Source organism: Streptomyces sp. NPDC005820 (genome assembly GCF_040630255.1).
Taxonomy (GTDB): Bacteria; Actinomycetota; Actinomycetes; order Streptomycetales; family Streptomycetaceae; genus Streptomyces.
Genome location: NZ_JBEXXE010000012.1, coordinates 49,576 through 74,268, shown reverse-complemented (window position 1 = coordinate 74,268; position 24,693 = coordinate 49,576). Strand labels below are relative to the sequence as shown.

At 72.1% G+C, this 24,693-nt stretch carries 20 protein-coding genes; 2 read left to right on the top strand and 18 right to left on the bottom strand.

Annotated elements, in window-relative coordinates:
* Positions 1-15: 15 nt before the first annotated feature.
* The 14 genes from ABZ464_RS16725 to ABZ464_RS16660 all read right to left on the bottom strand — a co-directional run bounded on the left by ABZ464_RS16725 (position 16) and on the right by ABZ464_RS16660 (position 19,114).
* Positions 16-1,764: an FHA domain-containing protein gene (locus ABZ464_RS16725; protein ID WP_359276998.1), complete on the bottom strand. Its 1,749-nt coding sequence runs from the start codon at positions 1,762-1,764 to the stop codon at positions 16-18.
* A 48-nt stretch (positions 1,765-1,812) separates the two neighbouring features.
* On the bottom strand, positions 1,813-3,159 hold the full coding sequence (locus ABZ464_RS16720; protein ID WP_359276995.1) for a VWA domain-containing protein: 1,347 nt from the start codon (positions 3,157-3,159) through the stop codon (positions 1,813-1,815).
* Between the two features lie 85 nt (positions 3,160-3,244).
* Positions 3,245-4,540, bottom strand: a complete 1,296-nt coding sequence (locus ABZ464_RS16715; protein ID WP_359276992.1) for a PP2C family serine/threonine-protein phosphatase — start codon at positions 4,538-4,540, stop codon at positions 3,245-3,247.
* Positions 4,541-7,366: a tetratricopeptide repeat protein gene (locus ABZ464_RS16710; protein ID WP_359276989.1), complete on the bottom strand. Its 2,826-nt coding sequence runs from the start codon at positions 7,364-7,366 to the stop codon at positions 4,541-4,543.
* Between the two features lie 2 nt (positions 7,367-7,368).
* Positions 7,369-8,694, bottom strand: coding sequence for a hypothetical protein (locus ABZ464_RS16705; RefSeq protein ID WP_359276986.1), 1,326 nt, complete (start codon positions 8,692-8,694; stop codon positions 7,369-7,371).
* A gap of 72 nt (positions 8,695-8,766) precedes the next feature.
* A complete protein-coding gene (locus ABZ464_RS16700) occupies positions 8,767-9,798 on the bottom strand; it encodes a glutamate ABC transporter substrate-binding protein (RefSeq protein ID WP_359276983.1) in 1,032 nt (343 codons plus the stop codon).
* A 14-nt stretch (positions 9,799-9,812) separates the two neighbouring features.
* A complete protein-coding gene (locus tag ABZ464_RS16695; RefSeq protein WP_359276980.1) occupies positions 9,813-11,186 on the bottom strand; it encodes a hypothetical protein in 1,374 nt (457 codons plus the stop codon).
* A 154-nt stretch (positions 11,187-11,340) separates the two neighbouring features.
* Entirely contained in the window at positions 11,341-12,312 is a 972-nt protein-coding gene (locus ABZ464_RS16690) for a BadF/BadG/BcrA/BcrD ATPase family protein (protein WP_359276977.1), read from the bottom strand.
* A complete protein-coding gene (locus tag ABZ464_RS16685; RefSeq protein ID WP_359276974.1) occupies positions 12,303-13,568 on the bottom strand; it encodes a 6-phospho-beta-glucosidase in 1,266 nt (421 codons plus the stop codon). The genes ABZ464_RS16690 and ABZ464_RS16685 overlap by 10 nt, the downstream gene beginning before the upstream one ends.
* 6 nt (positions 13,569-13,574) lie before the next feature.
* Complete coding sequence (locus ABZ464_RS16680) at positions 13,575-14,468, bottom strand: carbohydrate ABC transporter permease (protein WP_359276971.1); 894 nt, start codon at positions 14,466-14,468, stop codon at positions 13,575-13,577.
* Position 14,469: 1 nt separating this feature from the next.
* A complete protein-coding gene (locus ABZ464_RS16675) occupies positions 14,470-15,411 on the bottom strand; it encodes a sugar ABC transporter permease (RefSeq protein ID WP_359276969.1) in 942 nt (313 codons plus the stop codon).
* A 2-nt stretch (positions 15,412-15,413) separates the two neighbouring features.
* Positions 15,414-16,766: an ABC transporter substrate-binding protein gene (locus ABZ464_RS16670; protein ID WP_359276967.1), complete on the bottom strand. Its 1,353-nt coding sequence runs from the start codon at positions 16,764-16,766 to the stop codon at positions 15,414-15,416.
* An 81-nt stretch (positions 16,767-16,847) separates the two neighbouring features.
* Positions 16,848-18,059: an ROK family transcriptional regulator gene (locus ABZ464_RS16665; protein ID WP_359276964.1), complete on the bottom strand. Its 1,212-nt coding sequence runs from the start codon at positions 18,057-18,059 to the stop codon at positions 16,848-16,850.
* Between the two features lie 221 nt (positions 18,060-18,280).
* Positions 18,281-19,114, bottom strand: a complete 834-nt coding sequence (locus tag ABZ464_RS16660; protein WP_359276962.1) for a hypothetical protein — start codon at positions 19,112-19,114, stop codon at positions 18,281-18,283.
* 173 nt (positions 19,115-19,287) lie between these two features.
* Here ABZ464_RS16660 and ABZ464_RS16655 point away from each other — a divergent pair, with 173 nt between their 5' ends.
* Positions 19,288-19,818, top strand: coding sequence for a hypothetical protein (locus ABZ464_RS16655; RefSeq protein WP_359276959.1), 531 nt, complete (start codon positions 19,288-19,290; stop codon positions 19,816-19,818).
* 61 nt (positions 19,819-19,879) lie between these two features.
* Here ABZ464_RS16655 and ABZ464_RS16650 read toward each other — a convergent pair whose 3' ends face one another.
* Positions 19,880-20,992, bottom strand: a complete 1,113-nt coding sequence (locus ABZ464_RS16650) for a mechanosensitive ion channel family protein (RefSeq protein WP_359276957.1) — start codon at positions 20,990-20,992, stop codon at positions 19,880-19,882.
* 323 nt (positions 20,993-21,315) lie between these two features.
* Here ABZ464_RS16650 and ABZ464_RS16645 point away from each other — a divergent pair, with 323 nt between their 5' ends.
* Complete coding sequence (locus ABZ464_RS16645; protein WP_359276955.1) at positions 21,316-21,852, top strand: HNH endonuclease; 537 nt, start codon at positions 21,316-21,318, stop codon at positions 21,850-21,852.
* Positions 21,853-21,897: 45 nt separating this feature from the next.
* Here the strand turns inward: ABZ464_RS16645 and ABZ464_RS16640 are convergent, their stop codons facing one another.
* From ABZ464_RS16640 to ABZ464_RS16630, 3 genes are read right to left on the bottom strand one after another with little or no spacing between them, the layout of a single operon-like run.
* Positions 21,898-22,467: a hypothetical protein gene (locus ABZ464_RS16640; RefSeq protein ID WP_359276952.1), complete on the bottom strand. Its 570-nt coding sequence runs from the start codon at positions 22,465-22,467 to the stop codon at positions 21,898-21,900.
* A 47-nt stretch (positions 22,468-22,514) separates the two neighbouring features.
* Positions 22,515-23,897: a hypothetical protein gene (locus ABZ464_RS16635; RefSeq protein WP_359276949.1), complete on the bottom strand. Its 1,383-nt coding sequence runs from the start codon at positions 23,895-23,897 to the stop codon at positions 22,515-22,517.
* Complete coding sequence (locus ABZ464_RS16630; RefSeq protein ID WP_359276948.1) at positions 23,894-24,658, bottom strand: ABC transporter ATP-binding protein; 765 nt, start codon at positions 24,656-24,658, stop codon at positions 23,894-23,896. The genes ABZ464_RS16635 and ABZ464_RS16630 overlap by 4 nt, the downstream gene beginning before the upstream one ends.
* Positions 24,659-24,693 lie beyond the last annotated feature (35 nt).

The following is a 24,693-nucleotide window of genomic DNA, read 5'->3' as shown; positions in this document are numbered from 1 at the left end:
ACGTGCGGGCCGTGCTCAGCCCCGGCGGATCGTGATCGTCGTCCAGGCGCCCACGTGCACCCGGTCGCCGTCCTGCAGCGGTACCGGCACGAACGGCTGGATCGGTTCCTCGCCGCCGTTGACCGTCGTACCGTTCGTCGAGTTCTGGTCGACGACCGCCCAGGTGCCGTCCGGCTGCTGGACCAGGACCGCGTGCTGGTGCGAGACGCCCGGGTCCTCCGGTGGCACCGACAGGTCGATGTCGGGGGTCTCACCGGTGGAGTGCCGGCGGCGGCCGATGGTGACCTGGTTGCCGGTGAGCGTGCGCTGCTGCTCGGGCGAGTACGCGGGCAGGTTGAGCCCCGCGGCCTCCGGGCCCGAGCGGTGCATCATCGCCATGAAGTACGCGCGGTCCGGGCCGATGGTCGCCGTCCAGGTCGCCGGCTGTTGCGGGAACGCCGGGCCGGGCGGGGGCGGAGCCTGCGTGGAACCGGGCTGCGGGTAGCCGTAGCCGCCGCCGGGCTGTGGCGGTGCCTGGGTGGAGCCGGGCGGCGGGTAGCCGTAGCCGCCGCCCTGGCCGGGACCGCCCTGGCCGGGGTGCGACGGCGGGGAGATCACCCAGTCGTCGTCGGCGCCGCCGAAGCCCGGGCCGCCGGGCTGCGGCCGGCCGGTCTCCTGCGGGAACCCGGGCGGGGCCGTCCGGCCTCCGGGACCGGGCGGCTGGAAGGCCTGCGGAACCCCGGGCCCACCGGGGCCGCCGGGACCGGGCGGCGGGGGCACCGGACGCGAGGGATCGGGACCGTAACCGGAGGGGCCACCGGGGCCGCCAGGACCGCCGGGACCTGCGGGTTCACGGCGGAAGGGGTCCGAGGGCGGACCGGACGGCTCACGGCCGAAGGGGTCGGCGGAGGGCCGGCCACCGGGACCGGAGGGCTCCCGCCCGAACGCGCCGGGACCACCGGCCGTACCACCGGGCCCGCCGGGACCGGACGGGTCGCGCCCGAAGGCGCCGGGACCGCCGGCCGTGGCGCCGGGCTCCCGCCCGAACGCGCCGCCGGGCGGGCCGCCGGGTTCGCGTCCGAAGCCACCGGGCCCACCGGCCGGACCGCCGGGCTCACGTCCGAACACATCGGCACCACCCGACGTACGCCCGGGCTCCCGTCCGAAGGCACCGGGACCACCCGGGCCACCGGGGCCACCGGGCTCGCTCCCGAACCCGCCGGGTCCACCGGCCGCCGGACCGCCGGGCTCCCGCCCGAACGCACCGGGACCACCCGGGCCACCGGGCCCACCCGGCCGGGACGGCTCGCCGCCGAAGGGCGGTATCGGCTCGGCGGGGCGGTTCACCTGCGAGGGCCGTGAGCTCTGGTAGTCGAAGGAGTCGCTGCCGCCGAAGGAAGGCGGCGGCCCCTGGAAACGCCCACCGGGACCACCGGGACCACCGGGACCGCCGGGACCGCCCGGGCCGGGGGCCGGCGGGCGCGGGGCGGCCGGGGTGTACGAGGTCGCCGTGTTGGTGAGGAAGTTCCACCGGCACTCCTCGCAGAACGGCGCACCGCCCTCACGGGGCGTACGGCACTGCGGGCAGAGTTCCGGCTCGTGGTGCGGCACGGACGACAGATGCCGTCCGCCGCCGGGCTGGGTGCCCTGCGGGGGCGGGAAACCGTAACCGCCCGCGGTGGGCGGGGGCGGCGGGGGCGGAGGTACGGCACCGGCCATGCGGTGACCGCAGACCTCGCACCAGTCGTCGGAACCCGACTGGTGTCCGTTCGGGCAGGTCGGCATGTCGGCGCGTCCCCCTCTCTCCTTCGGTGACCTCGTGGTCGTCCGACGTCACTTCTTTACACGAACAGTCTTTGTGGACCGGGTCTCGAGAGTCATCTCGTCGGCCTCCGCGACCTTCGCCTTCAGTCGCACAGTACCTGTCGTGGCGTCGACCACGTCCACCACCTTCGCAAGCAGTTTCGCAGTATCGGCGTTCCCCGAGACGCTCGCGAGCTGGACGGCGCGGCCCAGTTTGGCCGTCGCTCCATCCATATCACCTGATTTGCGCAGGTCCAGCCCCTGCTGGATGACCTGTGCCAGTTCGGCCTGACCCGTGTAGTGCGCGACCTGCGGATTGATCGACGTCGAGGCCGCCATGTCGTCGGTCCACACGGCCCGTACGAGCCCCTGCGCGCCCAGGTTCTGCACCGAGCCGTCCGCCTGCGGGACCACCAGCGAGACCCGTGCGGCCAGCATCTCCTGGCCCACGCTCGCGACCGGGACCTCGACACACACGTGGTAGTCGCGGGACTCGTCGCCCCAGGAACCGGTGGGGTAGTCGCCCGCGCGGGGGCCGGCCTCGGTGCGGCGGTCGGTGAGCTGCTCGACGGTCGGCGCGACCTGCTTGACGAACTTGATGGTGGTCCCGAGGGGGGTCCACAGGCGCAGCGCGACGTCCGCGACCTCCTTGCCCATCGCCGTCTCCATCATCTGCGTGAAGTCGGCGGCGAGACCGGTCGGGTCGGCGACGATGTCGGCGGTGCCGAGCAGGGCGGAGGCGATCCCTGTGACTTCTTTCACTTCCCAGTCGGTGCCCACGCCACGGGCGTCACAGGTGAACCGGCCCGCGCAGTCGTCGAGGGCGGCCTTGAGGTCCTGCGGCGACTCGTGCTCGTTGCGGCCGTCGGTGAGCAGGATGCCGTGCCGGATGCCGACCTCGGCGGAGGACAGCAGCCGGTCGGCCAGCCGCAGCCAGGTGCCGATCGCGGTGCCGCCGCCCGCGCTGAGCCGGCGCAGCGCCTGCTTGGCCTGCTCGCGGGTGGTGGCGTCGGCCACCGCGAGCCGGCCCCCGCCCGGGTACACCTCCTTGGCCACATGGGTGCCGCCGATCAACGCGAAGTGCACCCCGTCGCGCAGGGTGTCGACGGCCGCGGCGGTGGCGTCCCGCGCGTTGCGCATCTTGGCCGGCGGGTAGTCCATCGAGCCGGAGCAGTCCACCATGATCGCCACGGCGGCGGACGGGCCCTGACCGGGGCTGTACAGATGCGGTGCGGTGACCGCCGTGCCGACGGTGCCGCCGCCGGTCGCGGTCACCGTGACGATCGCGTTGACCTCGCGGCCGCCCTCCGGCAGGTATTCGTTCTGGTAGACGTCCACCGAGAACTGCGGCACGTTCGATTTCGAGAAATTGGCCATGGCTGATCGAATCCCCCTCGCAAGGTACGGACCGGTCCCCTCCGGCCCGTGGGCGTGTCACCCGTAGATGTCCCCGTGTGCGCCCTCAGGCGTGTTCTGCCCCCTGCGGCGGCGCGGGGAACGGTACGACGGCCACTGTTACGTTGTCGTGGCCCCCGCCGTCCAGGGCGTGACCGACGAGGACCTGGGCGCAGTGCAGCGGTCGTACGGCGGCGTCCAGGGGGACGACCTCGGCCATCTCCTCGGCCGCCTCCGCGTAGTTCCACAGGCCGTCGGTGCACACCACCACCACGCCCGGACGGTCCGGCTTGAAGGAAGCGGTGTGCGGCTCCAGTTCGTAGGCGTCGGCGCCGAGCCAGCCGGTGATCGCGTGGGCGCGCTCGTCGGCGTAGGCCTCCGCCTCGCTCATCAGGCCCGCGGCGACCATCTGCGCGGCCCAGGAGTCGTCCTCGGTGAGCCGGGCCGGGGGTGTGGCGCGGTCGGCCGGGACCCAGTAGGCGCGGCTGTCGCCGACCCAGCCGACGACCAGCAGCCCCGCGGTGACGACCGTGCCGACGAGGGTGCAGGCGGGGGAGTTCTGGTGCGGGGTGTGCTCGCGGGCGGTGGCGGGCTCGCCGGCCAGCGCGTTGACCGCGGTCGAGGCGGCGACGATCGCCTCGTGCATCGCCGCCTGAGGATGGGTGCCCTGGGGCAGGGCCGCCAGCAGCGACTCGCTGGCCGCCCGTGCCGCGGCCATCGAGGCGTCGTCGGGGCGGGTCGCCGAGGAGACGCCGTCGCAGACGATCGCGACGAGCGCCGGGGAGCCGTCGGGCAGCGTGGCGCGGCCGAGGCCGAAGGAGTCCTCGTTGCGGTGGTGGCGCAGACCGCGGTCGCTGACGGCGGCCACCGGGCCCGACTCCAGCTCCATGTGGTCGCGTTCGCGCGGCTGGGCGTGCCCGCAGTTCTCGCAGTACCCGTCGTCGTCGACCCGCCCGGCCCGGCAGGCCACGCACACCTTGACCGCGCCGGCCTCGGCGGCGACCCGCGGATCCGGCGCCTGCAACGGATACTCCTCGGGCTCCGCGGGCCGGTCGAACCGGACCCCGGCGGCGGGCGGTGCGGGTGTCGCGCTCGCCTCGACCCCCGGTGCCGGTACGGGCGTCGGTGCGGCCGTCGGTGCGGCCGTCGGGGCGGTGGCCCACCCGGCCAGCGCCGCCGGAGCAGCCGGAGCCGTCGGGGCGGCCGTGCCGTTCATCGTGAGGGTCGGGTGGTCGTCCGGGCGGTGCGGCACGACCGACAGGTCGAATCCGCACGCGCCGCAGTAACGGTCACCCGCGTCGAGCGGCTCCGCGCAGCTCGGACACGTCGGCAGGGCGGCCTGCCGGGGCATCTGGGACATCAACTACACCCACGTCCGGGGGCGGTAACGATTGGCACGTTCCACCAGGTCGATCCTCTCCTCACCGCGTGTCGCCAGCCGGGCCAGCGTGCGGTACGAGCGCTCCAGGCCGAAGCGCAGCCCCCGCTCGTCGAGTTGAGCGCCGAGCAGCGGCCGCCGGGCGTCCGGGCCGGCGCCCTGGCCCCCGGAGAGTATCCAGTCCAGCGCGCAGCCGAGGACTTCCGCCGACAACTGCTCCCGCCGCGTGGGGTCCAGTCCGTACGCGTCCAGCGCCTCGACCTGCGCCGCCGCCGCGGTGAGGTCCTCCTGGAAGGGTACGTCGGCGGCGACCGCCGTCCGCTGCCTGAGCCGCGCCCGCACCGCCGCCACCCGCGCGGCCGTGTAGTGGATGGACGACTCCGGTACCGACTCCAGCGTCCGTACGGCACTACGGCGGTCCCCGGCCGCGAGCTGCACGCGCGCGAGGCCGAACGCCGCGCTCACATAGCTCGGGTCGGTCGACCACACCAGCCGGTAGTACTCGGCCGCGTTGTCCAACTGGCCCAGCACCTCCGCGCACAGACCGAGCGCCAGCTTGGGCGCGGGCTCGCCCGGGAAGGCGTCGTAGATCGCGTCGAAGGCGAGCGCGGCGCCCGCGTGGTCGCCGGTGGCCAGCGAGGCCACGCCCCGGTACCAGACCACCCGCCAGTCGTCGGGCCGTTCGCCCTCCAGTGTGCCGAGGGACTGCAGGGCCGCCTGCTGGTCGCCGTTCTCCAGCCAGGCGCGGACCTGCCGCAGCCGGGTCTCCACGGACGGCGCCGGCGCGGCCGTGAGGGCCGTGATCACCTCGCCCGGCGCGGACGCCGAAAGCCCCGCCAGGAAACCCGCGTTGGGGTCGGCGGGGTCCACGTGCGGAACGGGCAGCGCGAGCCCGGCGGCCGGCGCGGCGACGGTCCGCACCAGCGCACCGGAGGAGTTCCCGGACGCGGAGGGAAGAGCCGGGACGGGACCACCGGCGACCGAGGCACCCGTGGCCGGGGCGACGGAACGCGAAGCACCGTGAGCCGAGCCGCCACCGGCCGAGCTACCGCCGGCTGAACCGCCGCCGGCCGAGCCGCCGCCGGCCGAGCCGCCGCCGGCCGAGCCGCCGCCGGCCGAGCTACCGCCGGCTGAACCGCCGCCGGCCGAGCTACCGCCGGCTGAACCGCCGCCGGCCGAAGCGCCGCCGGCCGAGCCGCCGACAGCCGAAGCGCCGCCGGCCGAGCCGCCGACAGCCGAAGCGCCGACAGCCGAACTGCCGGTAGTCGAGCCGCCGTTGGGCGAAGCTCCGGTCGTCGGGCCGCCGAACCGGCGGCGTGGGACGACGGTCCGGGTGCCCAGCCGCGACACCTCCCCGTCCAGCTTCGGGAACAGCTCGCTGTCCGTGACCCTCACCTCGGGCCCGAACAGCGTCGACAGGGCCGGCCGGGCCTTGCCGCTCTGCACCGAGACGACCTCCCGCAGCACCCCCGTGAGCTGCTCGGCCATCTCCTGCGCGGAGGCGAACCGGCGGGCCGGGTCGGGATCGGTGGCCCGCACCAGCAGCCGGTAGAACGACTCGTACCGGCGGAAGACCTCGATGTTGTCCGGGTCCGGCAGCGAGTCGACGAAGACCGTCGTGTAGCCCTGGAAGTCGAAGGTCAGGACGGCCAGCGTGCGGCCGACGGTGTAGAGGTCGCTGGCCACCGACGGGCCGACCTCCGCGACCTCCGGCGCCTGGTAGCCGACCGTGCCGTAGATGGCCGACTCCTCGTCGTCCATCCTGCGCACCGCGCCCATGTCGATCAGCTTGAGCTGGTCCTCGGTCTGGATCGCGTTGTCGACCTTGAAGTCGCAGTACAGCAGATTGCGGCTGTGCAGATGCCCGAGCGCCTCCAGGGCCTCGATGCCGTACGCGCAGGCCTGCTCCACCGGCAGCGGGTCCCGCTTGCCGTCGGTGCTGCGGCGGGTGTTGGCGATCTCCTTGAGGGACTTGCCGCCGACGTACTCCATCACGATGTAGCCGTCGAGCGAGCCGGTCCGCTGGTCGAGGTGCTCGACGAAGTTGTAGATCCGCACGATGTTGGCGTGCTCGATCTCGGCGAGGAAGCGCCGCTCGGAGATCGCGGCCGCCATCGCGTCCTGGTCGCCGGTGTCCAGCAGGCCCTTCAGCACCACCCAGCGGTCCGAGACCGCCCGGTCCACCGCGAGGTAGATCCAGCCCAGACCGCCGTGCGCCAGACAGCCCGCGACCTCGTACTGGCCGTGCACGACGTCCCCGGACCGTAGCTTCGGCACGAACGAGTACGGGTTGCCGCACTTGGTGCAGAAGCCCTCCGTGCGCCCCGGCAGCTCACCGCGCGAACGGCCCACCGGCGCACCGCAGTCGGAGCGCGAGCAGAACCGCTTGCGCTCGGGCACCTCCGGGTCGTCCAGCACCATCGCGCGCGGGTCCGGGCGCGGCACCTGCGGCACCGACACCAGACCGACCCCGAGCCGCGCCCGCCCGGAGGAACCGGCCGACGAGCCGGAGCTGCGCACCGACACCGAGCGGCCCGTCGACTTGCCCGACAGGGAGCGCGAGAGCCGTCCCGACACCGAGCGGCGCGACTTCGCCGACTGCGACGACGTCCGCGCACTGCGCGCACTGCGGGAACTGGCCGGGGTGCTGGAGCTGCCGCGGCTCCCGCCGGTGCCGGCCGGGCCGTCCAGGCCTCCCGCCGAGACGACCGGGGCGAGCCCGCACGTGTCGCAGTACAGCTCGCCGCCGCCCACGTCCTCGTACGCCCCCTCGCAGCCCGGCCGCTGACACGTCTGCCCCGCCTGACTCATGGCTACCGCTCCCCCCTGTGGTCCTGAGGCCCGCCCTGCTCCGGTACGCGCGGGGCGGACAGCAGTTCGGCGGCCGCCTGCTGGTAGCGCAGGACGGCCTGTTCGGCGACGCGCAGATCGCAGGGCGCGCTCCACAGCATGCGGCGCGCCGCGTCGTAGCGCTCGATGAGGAACGGGTCCTCGGCGAGGCCGTGCCGGGCCACCTTCGCCTTGTACGCGTCGAGCCGGCCCCGCAGCTCCGCCCGCACCGCCAGCGGCGCGGTGACCGCCGTGAGCGACTCACGGGCGCGCAGCAGCTCGTCCTCCGCCTTCTGCTCCAGCGACTCCAGGAGCGGGGACAGCCGGTGCCACTGCGCGTGCCGGCGGTACTCCGCGGCCGTCGCCAGCTGCTCCTGCAGCACGGTCGGCGGTCCGCTGACCACCGGCACCTCCGTCGCGGCGATCTTCGCGAGGACCTCACCGCGCGCGGTGCGCGCCTCGGCGAGTGTGCGGTCGGCGCGGCTGAGGACGTCCCGCAGCCTGACCAGCCGCTGCTCGGCGTCCTGCCGGACCGTCAGAACGGCGTCGATCTCCCGCCGTACGTCCTCCAGGGCGCGCGCCTCACGGTCGTACACCGTGGTGTCCGGACGGCCGCCGCCGGGCGCCGAACTGCCCTGCGTCGGCACCCAGTACGCCAGCGGGTCCGACACCACCTCCTCGCGCAGCCGGGTCAGCGTGCCCGTGATGCGCTCCAGGTCGTCGCCCGCCGGGTGCTCGCCCGGGCGCACGCCCACCGAGTGCGCGAGCTGCCGGGTGCGCTGGAGCTCCGCGGCCAGTAAATCGATCCGCGCGGGCAGCGCCGACCACACCGCGTCGGCGGCGACGACCATGTCCAGCGACGAGGCGTACAGGTCGTTCATCGTGTCGACGAGGGCGGCCAGGGAGAAGCTCTGGCTGAGCTTGCCGGTGCCGACCAGCGTCGGCGCGTTCGCCGTGGCCGTGGCCGAGCCGGCGACCGTGACGGACTCGCCGCGCAGCAGCTCCGTCAGCTCCACCAGGTCCTCACGGCTGGACCAGCGGCGGCGCGAGCGGATCTCCCGCGCGGAGCGCAACGCGTCCGTGTACGCGTCGAAGTACGCCCACAGCAGGGTGATCTGCGCCTCCGCGGACGTCCAGCGCCGCTCGGTGACCCCGGTCAGCCGGGCGCCCTCCAGGAGCCGTCGGCCCGCGTGGTCCTGCAGGGCGAGGAGCGAGGTCTCGATCGCCTCGTGCTCCGCGCCGAGCCGCGCCAGCGCACGGTCGACCTCGTCCCGGTCCATCACCGGCCCGGGGGCTCCCGTGACGCCCATCGATCACCTCTCCGCTGCTGTGTGTTAGGTCGTTGGTCCGGTCCGTTGCCCGCCTGCCCGCCTGCCGGTCCGTCAGCTCTTGCGCAGGTACACGGGAGCGGGCGGTTTCGACAGCCCCGCGTCGGGGCCCAGTGTCGCCGACAGCCACCTGTCGTACGACGTCTGCCAGCCGTCCGCCCGGTACTCCACGAGGATCCGGTTGACCCGGCTGACCAGATCGCTCGCCTTCGCGTTCATCGCCACGCCGTAGTACTCGGTCGTGAACGGGCCGCCCTTGAGCGTCACCGTCGGATCCTGGGCGGCCTGGCTCGCCGCGAGCGCGCCGTCGGTGACGACCGCGTCGACCTCGCCGAGCTGGAGCCGCACCAGGCAGTCCAACTGGTTGGGGACGACCGTCTCCAGGTTGACGTTCTTGGGTATGCGGCCCGCCTTGCGGTCCTCGGTGAGCTGGCCGTTGGCCGTCGAACTGGCCGCCGTGCAGACCTTCTTGCCGGCCAGTGTGCCGTCGTAGCCGTCGATCTTCGAGGACTTGGGGGCGAGGACCTGCTGGCCGGTCTTGAAGTACGGCGCGGAGAACGCGACCTGGCCGATGCGCTTACAGGTGATCGTCATCGTGCGGACGACCATGTCGACCCGGTGTTCCTGGAGGGCCGGGATGCGCTGGTTGGTCGGGATGGCCTTGAACTGGACGGCCTTCGGGTCGCCGAGGATGTCCCGGGCGATCCGGCGCACCAGGTCGATGTCGAAACCCTCCAGCTCCGCACCCGCGTTGTTCGGGTCGCGGTAGCCCCAGCGGTAGCTGTTCTGGTCGACGCCGACGATCAGCTTGCGCTTCTCGCCCTTGCGCGCCTTGATCGCGGCGATCGTCGCGCCGTCCGCGCCGGACGGCGGCAGGGTCTGCTTCTCCGGGTCCGTGCACTCGGAGTCCGCCGCCGCGGTCCCCTCGGCGATCCGCGGGCCCGCCAGGCCCGTCGAGCCGTCCCCCCGGGAGCCGGTGGTCAGCGGCAGCAGCAGCACACAGGTCAGGGCGAGGGCGCAGACGACCGCCATCGCCCCCACGCCGCCCCAGCCCCTCAGACCGTCCCGCACACGTCGTGCGCGCATCGTCACGCCCCCTCTCACCGGTACTCCGACAGCCTGCGGCCGACGCCGAGGACCGCGCCCGCCGCACCCAGCACCGCGAGGACGGCCGCGCCGGCCGTCAGACCGGTCATCGCGTCCAGACCGTCCCCGGCCGCCTGCTGGAACTCCTTCTGCTCGTGGTCGAGCGCCTTCTCCAGGTTCTCGTCGACACTGGCGAAGCACTCGGCGGTCGCGCCCTTGTCGCCGATCACCAGGGCCAGCGCCTGCTCGTAGTTGCCGTAGTCGTCCTGCTCGCGGGCCGAGGAGTGGCGCTCCTTCCACACCTCCATGTTGCCCTCCGCCGAGGTGACCGGCTTCTCGCCCGCCTGGTCGTCGGCGAGCTTCGCCGCCCGCGCGAGTCCCGCGCCGAGGGCGTTCATGTCGGTGGTGAACTCGTGGTCGTACTTGTCGACCGTCTCCTCCTTGCCGTCGACCGTGATCGTCTCGGTCTCGGCGCCGCGCGCGACCAGCGTGAGGTTCTCGTTGCCGCGCGCCTTCAGGGACGCGATCCGCGCGTCGTGCAGCACGGTCAGGGAGCGGACGCCGTGGTCGTAGGAGTCGTTCAGTCCCGCGCGCGCCACGCTGTGGCCGATGACGAGCCACAGCAGGACGACGGTGGCGGTCGCCGTGGCCGCGACCAGGCCGTGGTTCAGGACCCGGTTCGTACGGCGGTAGTTGCGGTGCTGGGCCCATGCCAGGGCGGCCAGCGCGAGGACGCCCAGCGCGATCGCCGCCCACGGATAGGGGGTGGCGTCGGCGTAGTCGTCCTCGAGGCGCTGGTTCTCCTTGGTGTAGAGCTTCTCCGCCTCCGGGAGCATCTCGTCCTGCATCTTCTGGTTCGCGTACCGCAGATACGCGCCGCCGACCGGGAAGCCCTGACGGTTGTACGTCCGCGCGCGCTCGACCAGGCCCTTGTACTCCGGGAGCAGGGTGTTCAGCTTGGTGATGGCATCGGCGGAGGGGGAGTCCGGGTCGGAGCTGTTGGCGGCCCTGACCAGTTCGGCGGCCGCCTTGTCGATGTCCTCCTCGTACTGCTTGCGGGAGGTGGCCGTCTCCTGACCGCCCGCCAGGAAGCCGCTGGAGGCCGCCGTGTTGGCGTCGGCCAGGGAACGGTAGATGTCGGCCGCGGCCGCGCTCAGCGGCTGGCTCTTGTGCAGCACGTCGTCGGCCGCGGCGGCGCGGTCGGCGGTCTGCCAGGCGGTGACGGCGCCGAAGGCGACCACGAGGAGGGCGAGGACGGCGCCGATGATCCGGAGCCGTCCCGGCTCCGTCGTCGCGGCGGCGCGGGCCTTGTCGACGCCCTCCGCGAACGCCGTGCGGCGTGTGGGCGTCGGTGGCGGTGCTGTGCTGGTCGTTGGCGGGTGTGCCACGTTCTGACCTCCCCCATGGTCATGCCTCGCCGCAAGTATCGCTGGCGGGAGTGACAATGCGCACCGGCCTTCACTGGATCTTGATCAGATCGCAGTCACCCCTGTTCATGAATACGTCGTGGGCGTGTGTTCGGTTCCTTTCACGCGGTTCCTTTCACGCCCCGAAGAACTCCCTTACTCTTCCCTGAGCTTTCGCCCCCGACTCCATCCGGTCCAGGCCCAGCAGGGCCGCCCCCAGCACCGGGCGCGCGCTTACCACCCGGGCCACCGCCTTCGGCGCCCGCGCCTGAAGGCGTTCCCGGATTCCGTCGTCGAGTTGGCCGTGACCCGCCGTCAGGACGCCGCCGCCCAGGAGGACCGGGGTCTCCTCCGCCAGGAGGTCCAGCCGGGTCAGGGCCACCGTCGCCATCGTGACGACCTCCTCCGCCAGGCGGTCGACGATCGCGCGGGCCACCGTGTCTCCCTGTGCGGCCGTCTCGAACAGGACGGGGGTCAGTTCGTGGCGGCGCAGGTCCGGGATCTGCTCCAGGTGGAGGGCCTCGATGAGGGCGTACATGTCGGGGCGGTCGAAGTGGGCGGGGAGGGTGCGGATCAGGGCGGTGGCGGGGCCTCTGCCGTCCGCCGCGCGGGCCGCGTGCCAGATCGCCTCCTCGGCCAGCCCCCAGCCGCCGCCCCAGTCGCCGGAGAGGCGGCCCAGGGCCGGGAAACGGGCGGTGCCGCCGTCGGGGCGCATGCCGACGCAGTTGATGCCGGCGCCGCAGACCACGGCCACGCCCCGGGGGTCGGGCACGCCGGCCCGCAGGATGGCGAAGGTGTCGTTGCGGACGTCGACGGTCGTGCCCCACGCGCGCGCGTGCAGGGCCGCGGCCAGCTGCTCCTCCTCCACCGGCAGGTCGGCGTTGGCCAGACAGGCGGAGACATGGGCCACCGAGGTGACGCCGGCGGAGGCGTACGCGCGCGTGACGGTGTCGGCGAGGGCGTCCACGGCCGCGGTGACACCGACGGCGGGCGGGCGGAAGCCGGCGCCGCGGGCGGTGGCGAGCACCTCCCCGTCGGCGGCCACCACCGCCACGTCGGTCTTGCTGTTGCCCGCGTCGATGGCGAGGACGCTTGCGGTCAGGCCCACGCGAGGTGCTCCCGGTTGTGTGCGATCAGTCGGTCGGTCAGCTGGTCGGCGTACCCGTACTGGGCGATCAGGGGATGGGCGAGGAGGGCCTGGAACACGCGGTCGCGGCCGCCGCGCAGCGCCGCGTCCAGGGCCAGGTCCTCGTACGCCGTCACGTTCGCCATCAGACCCGCGTACAGGGGGTCCACGGGCGCCACGGGCAGCGGCGAGGGGCCCTTCTGACCCACCGCCGCCTGCACCTCGATCACCGCGTCGTCGGGGAGGAAGGGCAGTGTGCCGTCGTTGAGCGTGTTCACCACCTGGTACGGGCTTCCCGCCCCCGTGAGCAACGCCGCCACCAGGTCCACGGCCGCCTCCGAGTAGAAGGCGCCGCCGCGCTTGGCGAGCAGCTCCGGCTTCTCGTCGAGCGCCGGGTCGCCGTACATCTCCAGCAGTTGCCGTTCCATCGCCGCCACCTCGGCCGCCCTGGACGGCTTCGTGCGCAGCTCCTGTACGACCTCGTCGTGGGCGTAGTAGTAGCGCAGGTAGTAGGAGGGGACCACGCCGAGGCGGCGCAGCAGGGGGAGGGGCAGGCGGAGGTCGCCGGCGATCGTGTCGCCGTGGTCCGCGAGGAGGCCCGGCAGGACGTTCTCGCCCTCGGGACCGCCCAGGCGTACGCCGGTCTCCCAGGTGAGGTGGTTGAGGCCGACGTGGTCCAGGTGGACGTCGGCGGGCGTCACGTCCAGCAGGGCCGCGAACTTGCGCTGCAGGCCGATCGCCACATTGCACAGGCCGACCGCCTTGTGGCCCTCCTTCAGCAGGGCGCGGGTGACGATGCCGACCGGGTTGGTGAAGTCGACGATCCAGGCGCCGGGGTTCGTACGGCGGACCCGTTCGGCGATGTCCAGGACCACGGGGACCGTGCGCAGCGCCTTGGCCAGGCCGCCGGCGCCGGTGGTCTCCTGGCCGACGCAGCCGCACTCCAGGGGCCAGGTCTCGTCCTGCTCACGGGCCGCCTGGCCGCCTACGCGGAGCTGCAGCAGGACGGCGTCGGCGCCGTCGACGGCCGCGTCCAGGTCGGAGGTGGTGACGATCCGGCCGGGGTGACCCTGCCGGGCGAAGATCCGCCGCGCCAGTCCGCCGACCAGCTCCAGGCGTTCGGCGGCCGGGTCGACCAGGACCAGCTCCTGGAGCGGGAGGGTGTCGCGCAGCCGTGCGAAGCCGTCGATCAGCTCGGGGGTGTAGGTCGAACCGCCGCCTACCACGGTGAGTTTCATGCCTTGTTAACCCTTCACTCCGGTGAGGGTGACACCTTCGACGAACGCCTTCTGGGCGAAGAAGAACACGAGGATCACGGGGGCCATGACCAGCACGGTGGCCGCCATGGTGAGGTTCCAGTCGGTGTGGTGCGCGCCCTTGAAGGACTCCAGGCCGTACGACAGGGTCCACGCGCCCGGGTTCTCCGAGGCGTAGATCTGCGGGCCGAAGTAGTCGTTCCAGGCGTTGAAGAACTGGAAGAGGGCGACGGCGGCGATACCGGGTCTGGCCATCGGCAGGATGATCTTCAACAGGGTGCGCAGATCACCGCAGCCGTCCACCTTCGCCGCGTCCACGTACTCGTTGGGGATGGTCATCAGGAACTGACGCAGCAGGAAGATCGAGAAGGCGTCGCCGAACGCCAGCGGGATGATCATCGGCCACAGCGTGCCCGAGAGGTCGAGCTGCTTCGCCCAGAAGAGGTACATCGGGATGACGACCACCTGCGGCGGCAGCATCATCATCGAGATCACCAGCATGAGCGTCAGATTCCGGCCCCGGAAGCGGAACTTGGCCAGCGCGTACGCCACCGGGACCGAGGAGACGACTGTGAGGACCGTTCCCAGTCCCGCGTAGATCAGGGTGTTCTTCCACCAGGTGAGGAAGCCGGGGGTGTCGAAGACCTTCCGGTAGTTAGCCCATTCCCAGGTGTGCGGGATCAGGTCCCGGCTGAGCGCCTGCGAGTCGCTCATCAGGGAGGTCAGGAACACGAACACGAAGGGGAGGGTGAAGAAGAGGGCCGCGGCCACGCCGAGGGAGTGGATCGCGATCCATTCCAGGAGCGCCTTGCGGCGCGCGGTGCGCTCGGCGGGCGTGGCGGGACTCCTCAGCTCCGCCGGCCGCTCCAGTACTTGGGTCATGTCAGTCACCTGCCTGGATGAGACCGCCCCGGCGCCGCATCAACAGCGCGGTGAACGCCATCGACAGGACGAACAGGACCAGGGCCACGACACACGCGGAGCCGTAGTCGAAGCGCTGGAAGCCGAGGTTGTAGACGAGCTGGGGGAGGGTCAGCGTGGAGTGCTCGGGGTAGCCGGGCTCGAACATGGTCCCCGCGCCCTGGATCACCCCCGAGGCGACCTTTCCGGCGACCAGGGGTTGCGTGTAGCACTGCATGGCCGCGATCACGCCGGTGACGACGGCGAACATGATGATCGGCGAGATGTTGGGAAGGGTGACGAACCGGAACCGCTGCCACGCCGACGCGCCGTCCAGCTCGGCCGCCTCGTACTGCTCCTTCGGTACGTCGAGCAGCGCGGCCATGAAGATGACCATCAGGTCGCCGATGCCCCACAGGAACATCAGGGTGAGGGCCGGCTTGGACCAGTCGGGGTCGTTGAACCAGCCCGGGGCCGGGATGCCGATCTTCTCGAGGATCGAGTTGACCGGTCCTGTACCGGGGTTGAGGAGGAAGGCGAAGGCCATGGTGGCCGCGACCGGAGGGGCCAGGTAGGGCAGGTAGAAGAGGGTGCGGAAGACCCCCGTACCCGTCTTGATCTTCGTGATCAGCATCCCGATCCCGAGCCCGAACAGGACCCGCAGGGTCACCATGATCACGACCAGCCAGAGGGTGTTGCGCAGGGCGGGCCAGAAGAACGGGTAGGACTCGAAGACGTACGTCCAGTTCTTCGTCCCGCTCCAGGTCGGCGGCTTGAAGCCGTCGTAGTGCATGAACGAGAAGTAGACGGTCGAGATCATCGGGTACGCGAAGAAGACCGCGAAGCCGATCAGCCAGGGCGAGAGGAAGGCCAGGGTGCGCAGCGCCGACCGGCGGCGCTTCACCCGCAGGGTGAGGGCGCTCATCGCTACTTCGCCTGCGCGATGTCCGTGTCGATCTGCGCGGCGGCCTTCTTCAGGCCCGCCTGCAGGTCGGTGAGCTTGCCGCTCTCGTAGTCGTAGCCGAGCTGCTGGATGGTGGTGAGGTAGACGCCGCCGTTGACCGAGGCCGGAGCGGTGGTCGAGTTCGGGTTCGCGGCGATGTCCAGGAACGTCTTGAAGCGCGGGTCGTACTTCAGCTTCGGCGACTTCAGCGCGTCCAGCGTCGAGGGCACGTTGTGGATGGCGTTGGAGAAGTTCACCACCGCGTCGGTGTCGGTGCTGATGTACTTGACGAACTCCCAGGCCGCGTTCTGCTTCTTGCTGGTGGCGGCGATGCCGGCGATGGTGCCGGTGATGTAGCCCTTGCCGTACTGGTCCGCCTGGTCGTCGGGGACGGGCAGCGGGGCCACGCCGATCTCGAAGTCCGGCTTGGTGGCGAGCGCCATGCCGAGGCGCCACTCGCCGTCCAGCTGCATGGCCACCTGGCCGGTCTGGAAGGGGTGCTTGGGGCCCCACTCGTCGCCGAGGCCGGAGCGGAACTTCTCCAGCTTCGTGAAGCCGCCGAGGCTGTCGACGAGCTTCTTCTGGAGTTGCAGGGCGTCGGCGACGGCCGGGTCGGTCGCGACCGTCGACTTGCCGGACTTGTCGAAGTAGGTCGGCGAGAACTGGCCCAGGTAGTGCTCGGTCGTGGTCTCCCAGCCGTGGTAGTCCGGCATGAAGCCGAGCTGCTTGTACGTGTCGCCCTGGGTGATCGTCAGTTTCTTGGCGTCGGCCTCGAACTCGGACCAGGTCTTCGGCGGGCTGGTGATGCCGGCCTTCTCGAACGCGGTCTTGTTGTAGTAGAGGCCGTAGGCGTCACCCAGCAGCGGCACCGCGCAGCGGTCGAGCTGGTACTGGGTGTACTCGTTCATCGCCTTCGGGAAGGTGGCGTTCGCGTCGATGTCCGACTTCTTGAAGAACGGGTTGAGGTCGACCAGGGCGCCGGAGGAGCAGAACTTTCCGACGTTGGCGGTGGTGAACGACGAGATCACGTCGGGCGCCTTGTCGCCGCCCGCGCGCAGGGCCTGGTTGATCTTGTCGTCGGTCATGTTGCCGACGACGGTCACATGGATGTTGGGGTGCGCCTTCTCGAAGCCGGCGACCAGCGCCTTCACGGCCGCCACCTCGTTCGGCGCGCTCCAGGCGTGCCAGAAGGTGATGGTCTGCTCCTTGGACGCGTCGTCGCTCGCGCCGGAGGACGCGGCCTGGCCGGTACAGGCGGTGGTGCCGAGGAGCAGGGCCGTCGAGGCGGTCAGGGCGAAAGCCGCCTTTCGGGCGACTGAGGGGATGCGTGCAGACATGGCGGGACCTCCCGGGGGCAGGGCAGGGCAGGGCAGGGTGAGGTGAGGGATCTGCGAAGAGGGAACGCGTGAAGGGAGCTTCTAGCGCGAGGTGTCGAAGACCTCGTCGCGGGTGGCCGCCAGCGCGCTCTCCAGCGCGCCGCGCAGCACGGGCCGTTCGGTGACGTCGCCCAGGACCAGCTGGGGCCGGGACGCGGCCAGTTCCTCCAGTTCCGCCTGGACGAGGGCGCGCAGCACTTCGCCGCCGGCGGTCAGGGAGGCGCCGCTGAGGACGACGAGTTCGGGGTCGAGGACGGAGACGAGCGAGGCGAGACCGGTCGCGAGCCGGGTCGCGTACGTCTGGAGCAGCAGCCGGTTCAGGACGGTGTCCTCGGCGGCGGCGCGGTGAAGAGTTGCGGCGGCGACCTCGGCGTACGGGCCGTCGGGGATGCCGGTCATCCCGAGTTCCCGGGCGAGCCGGGGGATGGCCTGGGAGCCGGCCAGCTCCTGGTAGCCGCCACTGTTGGCTTTGGTGACATGCCGGACCAGGGGCGCTCCGGGAACGGGAAGGAAACCTACCTCTCCCGCGCCGCCGGTCCAGCCGCGGTGCAGCCGGCCACCGAGGACGAGGGCGGCGCCGAGTCCGCCCTCGTTCCAGACCAGGACGAAGTCGTCGTGGCCCCGGGCCGCGCCGAGGCGTTGTTCGGCGACGGCGACGAGGTTGACGTCGTTCTCGTACTCGACCGGCATCGGCAGGGCTGCGGCGAGTTCGTCGAGCAGCGTCGGCGCGTGCCAGCCGGGGAGGTGGGAGGCGTAGCGCAGCCGGCCGGTGGTGGGGTCGAAGGCGCCGGGGGTGGCGACGACGAGCCGCCGTACGTCGTCCCGGGTCAGCGCCGCGGCCTTCACGGCGCCGTCGAGGGCTTCGGTGACCTGCCGTACGACGGTCCCGGCGGTCCTTCGTCCGGGGGTGGGCACCTCGTAGGTGCCCACGGTCCGGCCGGTGACGTCGGCGACGGCGGCGAGGACGCGCTCGGGGGTGACGTCCAGGCCGGCCGCGTAGGCGGCGGCCGGGTTGACCTCGTACAGCTGGGCGTTGGGGCCGGGTCGTCCCTCGGTGGTGCCGGTGGCGAGGACCAGGCCCGCCGCCTCCAGGCGGGCGAGCAGTTGGGAGGCGGTCGGCTTGGACAGGCCGGTGAGCTTGCCGATGCGGGTGCGGGACAGGGGGCCGTGCGCCAGGAGGAGATCGAGGGCGGCGCGGTCGTTCATGGCGCGCAGGACGCGCGGGGTGCCCGGCGTACCGGCGGTTCCTGCCATGGGGATCGACACCTGCCTTTCTGGACTGCCCAGCTTTTCAGTGAGGCCGGAGGCAAGTCCACTTCCGGTCACTGTTAGGAAAGTTTCCTATCGATGGAAGGGAAGGTAAGCCCGGCATGAAGGGGGCGTCAAGGCAGGAAAACGGAAACCGCCCCCCAGGCAACCCAGTCGTTACCTAGGGGGCGGTTCGGGTGGTGCGGGTGATGCGGGTGGCGCTGTGCCTACTTCACGTCGACATAGTCCGCGGCGGCCGTCCTGGCCGCGGTGGTGGCCGTGCCGGCGAAGGCGAAGCGGTAGTAACCGTCCTTGCTCGCCTTCACGGTGGTGGACAGGGCGCCGCCGGTACCGGAGGTGATCGTCTTGACGGTGCTGTAGGAGCTCGCACCCTTGGCCTTGAACTGGAGGGTCACCTTCTGGCCCTTGTAGCCGGTGTAGGCGCCCTCGTCCCAGTTGGCGCGGGTCAGCTTGCCCTTGACGGTGAGCGTCCCGCCCTTCTTGACGGGCTCGGGCGTGGCGTTGACGGTCAGCTTGGCGGCGCGCTGGATCTTCGCGGTCGCCGAGTTCGCCCACATGTCGTAGCCGAACTCGAAGCTGATGTGGCCGTCGGAGTCGTCGAGGTCCGAGGCGCCGTGGCCGTAGAAGCCCGCGGTCTTCCAGGTGCCGGCGTCGGCGGCCTCGTAGAGGTTGTCCCACGGGTCGATGACCAGGGTCTCGGTGCAGGACGCGGTCACCGTGGTGGCGGTGGCGGCGGTCGTGGTGCAGGTCGGCGCGGTGTCCGGTTCGATCGAGTTGTCCTGCTCGGCGAGGGAGCCGCGGTAGAGCATGACGCCCGCGAAGTTGTTCTTGTAGTCGATCGTCAGGTCGGCCGGGCGGGTCAGCGTGTACGTGACCGGCACCTTCACCTTGGCGGTGGTGCCCACGACGATCTTCTTGCCGTTGTTGACCTTCACACCGGCGAACGTCAGCGCCGGAGAATCCGCCTGCGCGGCGGGTGCGGCCAGAACCCCCAGAGCCAGGGCACCGGTCAGGGCGGTGCCTATGGCGAGCTTTCTCATCTATCCCCTATCCCCACATTCGAGCCGGGCCCCTGGGCGTTGCGCTCCAGAACAAGGGCCCGGTATCAGAGTGACGATATGGGGTGGTGTGATGCGGGGGAAGGGTGGGGCGCCTGTGAAGATCATGGGGATCGGGGCTGGTGGTTCACAGGGTTCTGCCCTTGGATGCGCCCGTGGATCCGAGACTCTTCCTGGCCCTGTGCCGTACGGCTCTGGCGAGTGCCGTGCCGCTGATGCTGACCCAGCTGCTGCTGCAACTCTGGGACGAGGGCTTCGGCTGGGACAGCCTGCGCGGGGCGCTCTACGTCCCGCTGATCTGGGCGGTGTTCACCGTGGCGTGGGCCACCGCGGGCTGCTTCTCGCTGACCCGCCGGGCCCGGGGCACGGGACTGCCGGTCACGGTGGACGCCCTGGAGGAGACGCAGTACGTGACCGTCCCCGGTGACCTCACCCGCGTCCACGAGGCGCTGCGGGCGGCCGAGCGATCCGTCGACGTCCGCGAGACCCCCGAGGGCGAACTCGTCTTCGCCTGGCGCCCGTTCCGCGGCAGGCGGCAGGTGTCCGGCAGCGCGGCCCACGACGAGAGCGGGGGAGGCGTACGGCTGACGGTCAGCGCCGGGGACGTGTCCCCGGGTGCGGCATTCCTCACCAAGGGGAGTGCGTTCATCGCGATCTGCCAGCTGACCCGCGCGGTCAGCCCTTGACGTCCTCCAGGTCCATGAGGTCGACGTTCATCGGTGAAAGCGTTCCCCCGCTGCCGTGCCCCTACTTCGGCGAGGCCGAAGGTGTCACCGCCCGCTGTGGAGTGATCGGGGACGCCGCCGCCACCTGCGGGGAGTCCGCGTTGGAGAAGACCGACGGGGCCGCGACGACCGCCGTCGGGTCGGCCGGGTCCTCCTCGGCGGGAGCCGTCGCGCCGCCCACGATCCGGATGTCCGCCGCGTCGAACGCCCGCTTGATGCGCCAGCGCAGCTCCCGCTCCACCTTCAGGGCCTTGCCCGGCATGGTCTTCGCCGAGACCCGCACCACCATCGAGTCCAGCAGCACGCTGTCCAGGCCCAGCACCTCGATCGGGCTCCACAGCAGCTCGTTCCAGGGCTCTTCCTTGCTCATCTTCTCGGCGACCTCGTCCAGCGTCGCCTTCACCCGGTCCAGGTCCTCGGACGCCTTCACGGTGACGTCGACACCGGCCGTCGCCCAGCCCTGGGAGAGGTTGCCGATCCGCTTGACCTCGCCGTTGCGGACATACCAGATCTCACCGTTGTCGCCGCGCAGCTTGGTCACCCGCAGCCCGACCTCGATGACCTCGCCGCTGGCGACGCCCGCGTCGATCTGGTCGCCGACGCCGTACTGGTCCTCCAGGATCATGAAGACGCCGGAGAGGAAGTCGGTGACCAGGTTGCGCGCGCCGAAACCGATCGCGACACCCGCGACACCGGCCGAGGCCAGCAGCGGGGCGAGATTGATCTCGAAGGCGGACAGCGCCATCAGCGCCGCCGTGCCGAGGATCAGGAAGCTCGCCATCGAGCGCAGCACGGACCCGATCGCCTGCGACCGCTGGCGCCGCCGCTCCGCGTTGACCAACAGCCCGCCCAGCGTGGAGCCCTCGGCGGCCGACTCGACCGTGCGGTTCATCCGGTCGATGAGCTTGGTGATCGCCCGCAGCACGAACTTTCTGAGCACCGCCGCGATCACCAGGATCAGCAGCACACGCAGACCGATCGCGAGCCACGTCGACCAGTTCTGCTCGACCCAGCTGGCCGCGTTCGTCGCGCTCTCCTGGGCGTCCTGGAGCGACGGCACGCTCACGGTCGGCGACTCCGAGGGGGTCGGCGAGGGCGAGGAGCCGGCGGCCAGTAGGACGGCGGGCAAGGACACGGCAGGTACCTCCAGGTGCAGCGGTCCGCCTCCGGTGCGATGGTCAGGGTCGTCAAGGTCGTCAAGGTCACGAAAGGGTCACCGGACGGGCAGAACCACCACACTAACGGGGCATTGTGTGTGGGTCCGTCCGATGCGGCAAGGAGAGACAACCCTCACCTGCGCTTGAACAGGCCATGATCCGGGGGATGTATCCGGGTGTGGTCGAAAACACTCCCAGCCCGTTACCGGGACATGGTGGCGCGTCCACCGGGCCAGAGGAGAGACTGACTGCAGATCGTCCCGGCGCGAGCCACGCGCCGCCGACGCCCAAGGAGGCATCCGTGCCGCATGTCCTGGTCCTCAACGCGTCGTACGAGCCGCTCGGCGTCGTACCGCTCCGCCGCGCGCTCGTCCTCGTCCTGGAGAACAAGGCCGTCTCCCTGGAAGAGTCGGGCGCCTTCATGCACAGCGCGACCGTCACGGTTTCCGCACCCAGCGTGGTCCGGCTCAAGCGATTCGTCCGGGTTCCCTATCGGGGGCCCGTTCCTCTCACCCGTCGAGCGCTCTTCGCGCGGGACGGGGGCCGGTGCATGTACTGCGGTGGCGTCGCAACCAGCGTCGACCACGTCATCCCGCGCAGCCGCGGAGGCAAGCACGTGTGGGACAACGTCGTGGCGTCCTGTCGTCGCTGCAACCACGTCAAGGCCGACCGCCATCTCGTCGAGATCGGCTGGCGACTGCGCCACAAACCCGCCCCACCCACCGGTCTCGCCTGGCGCATCATCGGCACGGGCCATAGGGACCCGCGCTGGCTGCCCTACTTGCAGCCATACGGCGCGGACGACGCCTTGGCCCGGATCGACGGCATCTCCGCCTGACGATCCGGGCTTCTTCATGCCCCGTGGCACCGGCGCCCGCCCGGTTCAGCCACGGGGCCCTTCGGGACGCGCCCCGCACACGGCGTACCAGGCCGTGCCCAGCGCGAACGCGCCCCCGGCCACCACCCAGGCCGCCGTCACGCCCCCCGGCTGCACCGGCCAGGCCCACAGGGTGACCGCCCGCCCGTGCACCCCCTCCGCCGCCAGGTACACCGCACCGACATAGCCGCCCGCAGGCAGCCAGCTCGACCGGGCCCCCAGCAGGACGGCCGACGCGGCGACGAGCCCCGTACAGCCCAGCAGGTTGCGCAGCACGGCCGGGCCGTCCCCGGGCACCGCGAGCGGCAGCAGGACCGCCGCGAGCGCCGCCGGCCCGAGCAGCAGACCCAGCCGACGCGGCCACCAGGGGCGTACGGCCGTACGGTCCAGGTCCTCCGAGGCCGAGTGCAGATGCGTCCCGATCACCGCCGCGACCAGCAGCGGGGCCAGCACCGCGACCGGCAGCAGCCGGTCCGGATCAGAGCCGGAGCCGGTCCGGGCCGCCGCCCCCAGCGCGAGGACGACGGTCCCGGCGAGGGTGCCGGGGACGGACCGGGACCGGACGTACAGCAGCACCCCGCTCAGGGGACGTCCTCGCCGAAGAAGGCCGTACCGGACTCCGCTCACAGGACCGGCACCTTCCCCGCGTCGCAGTCGCCGGCCGTCGCGAAGTACGCCGACAGCCACTCCCGGCGCGCGTCGGCCCCCATCGAGGCCAGCCGCTCCCGGGCCGCCCTGCGTTCCGCGAGCCCGGCCCGCCGCTCCTCGTCGCCCCGCGCGCCCAGCCCGTCGAAGTACTCCTCCGCCGGGCTCGGCGCGAGGTAGTGCTCCACGGCGTCGTCCGCCAGGCTCACGCGCGGGTCGAGCGTCCCGCAGTCCCCCCGGCCCTGCAGCATCGCCACGGCCTCCCACGCGTACTGTTCCGGATCCGTCAGCCGCCCCCGTACGACCGACCAGCCGATCGGGGTGAGCATCGGCAGCTGCACCTCCCCGGCGCGCGGCTCACCCAGGTGATCCTCGAACCGGACCGGCAGGTTCCGCACGCCCTCCAGACGGCCGGTGACCCCCGACAGGGCGGCCGTGACCTGCGGCAACAGCTCGCCGTAGCGGGCGCTGACACACACCTGCGGGGTCGTCGACGTGTCGCACACCTGCCGGTTCTCGACCGGGTTGCCGTGCCACAGCCCGTCCCCCGACTGCACCAGCAGCCCGCCCGCCGCGACCGCCGCCGCCAGCGGCAACAGGGCCGTCCACCGGCGCCGCGCCGCGTACGCCAGCACGGCGGCCGTCGCCAGACCCGCCACCCACACCGCCATCGCGACCCGCTGCCGGCCGGCCGGGACCTCCCAGTAGCTCACCGGAGAGGCCGGGTTCACGAAACGGCCCGTACCGTCGTCCGACGCCACCGACAGACCCAGCACCGCGTACCCGGCGAGCGCCAGCAGCGGCGCCGCCGGCCGCCACGCGACCACCCGCCCCACCACCTGCCCCGCCACCGAGGCCGCCGCGACGGCCACCACGTCCACCGGCAGCAGATCGAGATACGGCCGGTCGCCCCGCGCGTACGGCCAGGTCGCCAGCAGCGCCCCCACGACGGTGAGCGTGTACCCGGCCACCAGCCACAGCGCGAGCGGCACCGCCGACGCCAGGAACCGGGCCAGCGGCCCCCGTACGACCGACCCCCACAGCTCCTCGGTACCGCGCCGGCGCTCCCGCCCGCCCAGCCAACAGCCCGCCGCCGCAGCGAACGGAAGCAGGAGCAGCAGCACGTCGTGCAGCTCGGAGCGGGTCTCCACCCAGCCGCCCTGCCAGCGGTCCGCCGTCGCGGCGAGCACCGCACCCAGCGTCAGCACCACCGCGCCCCCGGCGGCGGGCGCCAACCCGCGCACGGCCTCGGCCCGCAACGGATGCCGCAGCACCGGCCTTTCCCCCGACCCGGCCGCCCTTTCCCGTACGACGGTCATCGCGTCCCCTTCGAGGGCCGGCGCGTCCGTTTCGGAGGTCATCGCGCTGCCTCCAGCCCGGTGCGGTGGGCGCGCAGGGCGGCGGTGTAGCCGCGCTCGATGACGCTGTCCCCCACACCCGGCGCCTCGCCCAGCGCGCCGAGGGACTCCGGGGTGCCCCGGTAGGCGACCCGACCCGCGTCCAGGAGGGTGACCTCGGTGCAGGCCGCCGCCACGTCCTCCACCAGGTGGGTGGAGACGATCACCGTCGAGGTGGAGCCCAGCTCCCGCAGCAGCGCACGGAACTCCACCCGCTGCTCCGGGTCGAGACCCGCCGTCGGCTCGTCGAGCAGCAGCACGTCCGGGTCGTTGACGACGGCCTGCGCGATGCCGACCCGGCGGACCATGCCACCGGACAGCGTCCGCACCTTCGCGTCGATCCGCGCCCCGAGACCGACCCGCTCGACGGCCCGCTCCACGGCGGCCGCGGTCCCGGCCACCGGCATCTCCTTCAGCCATGCCACGTACGCGACGAACTCGCGCACCGTGAAGCCCGGGTAGTGGCCGAACTCCTGCGGCAGATAACCGAGCCGGGCGCGGACCGCACCGCGCCGCGCGGGCTCGCCGACGTCCTGGCCGAGGATCTCCACCCGCCCGGCGTCCGGCCGCGCGACGGTGGCCAGCACCCGGATCAGGGAGGTCTTCCCGGCGCCGTTGGGGCCGAGCAGACCGTGCACGCCGACGCCGAGATCCAGATCCACGGAGTCCAGGGCGACGGTCCTGCGGTGCCGGACACGCAGTCCGGACACCCGTATCGTGCTCACTTCACGTTCTCCAGAGTTCACAGGGTTCATGGCGC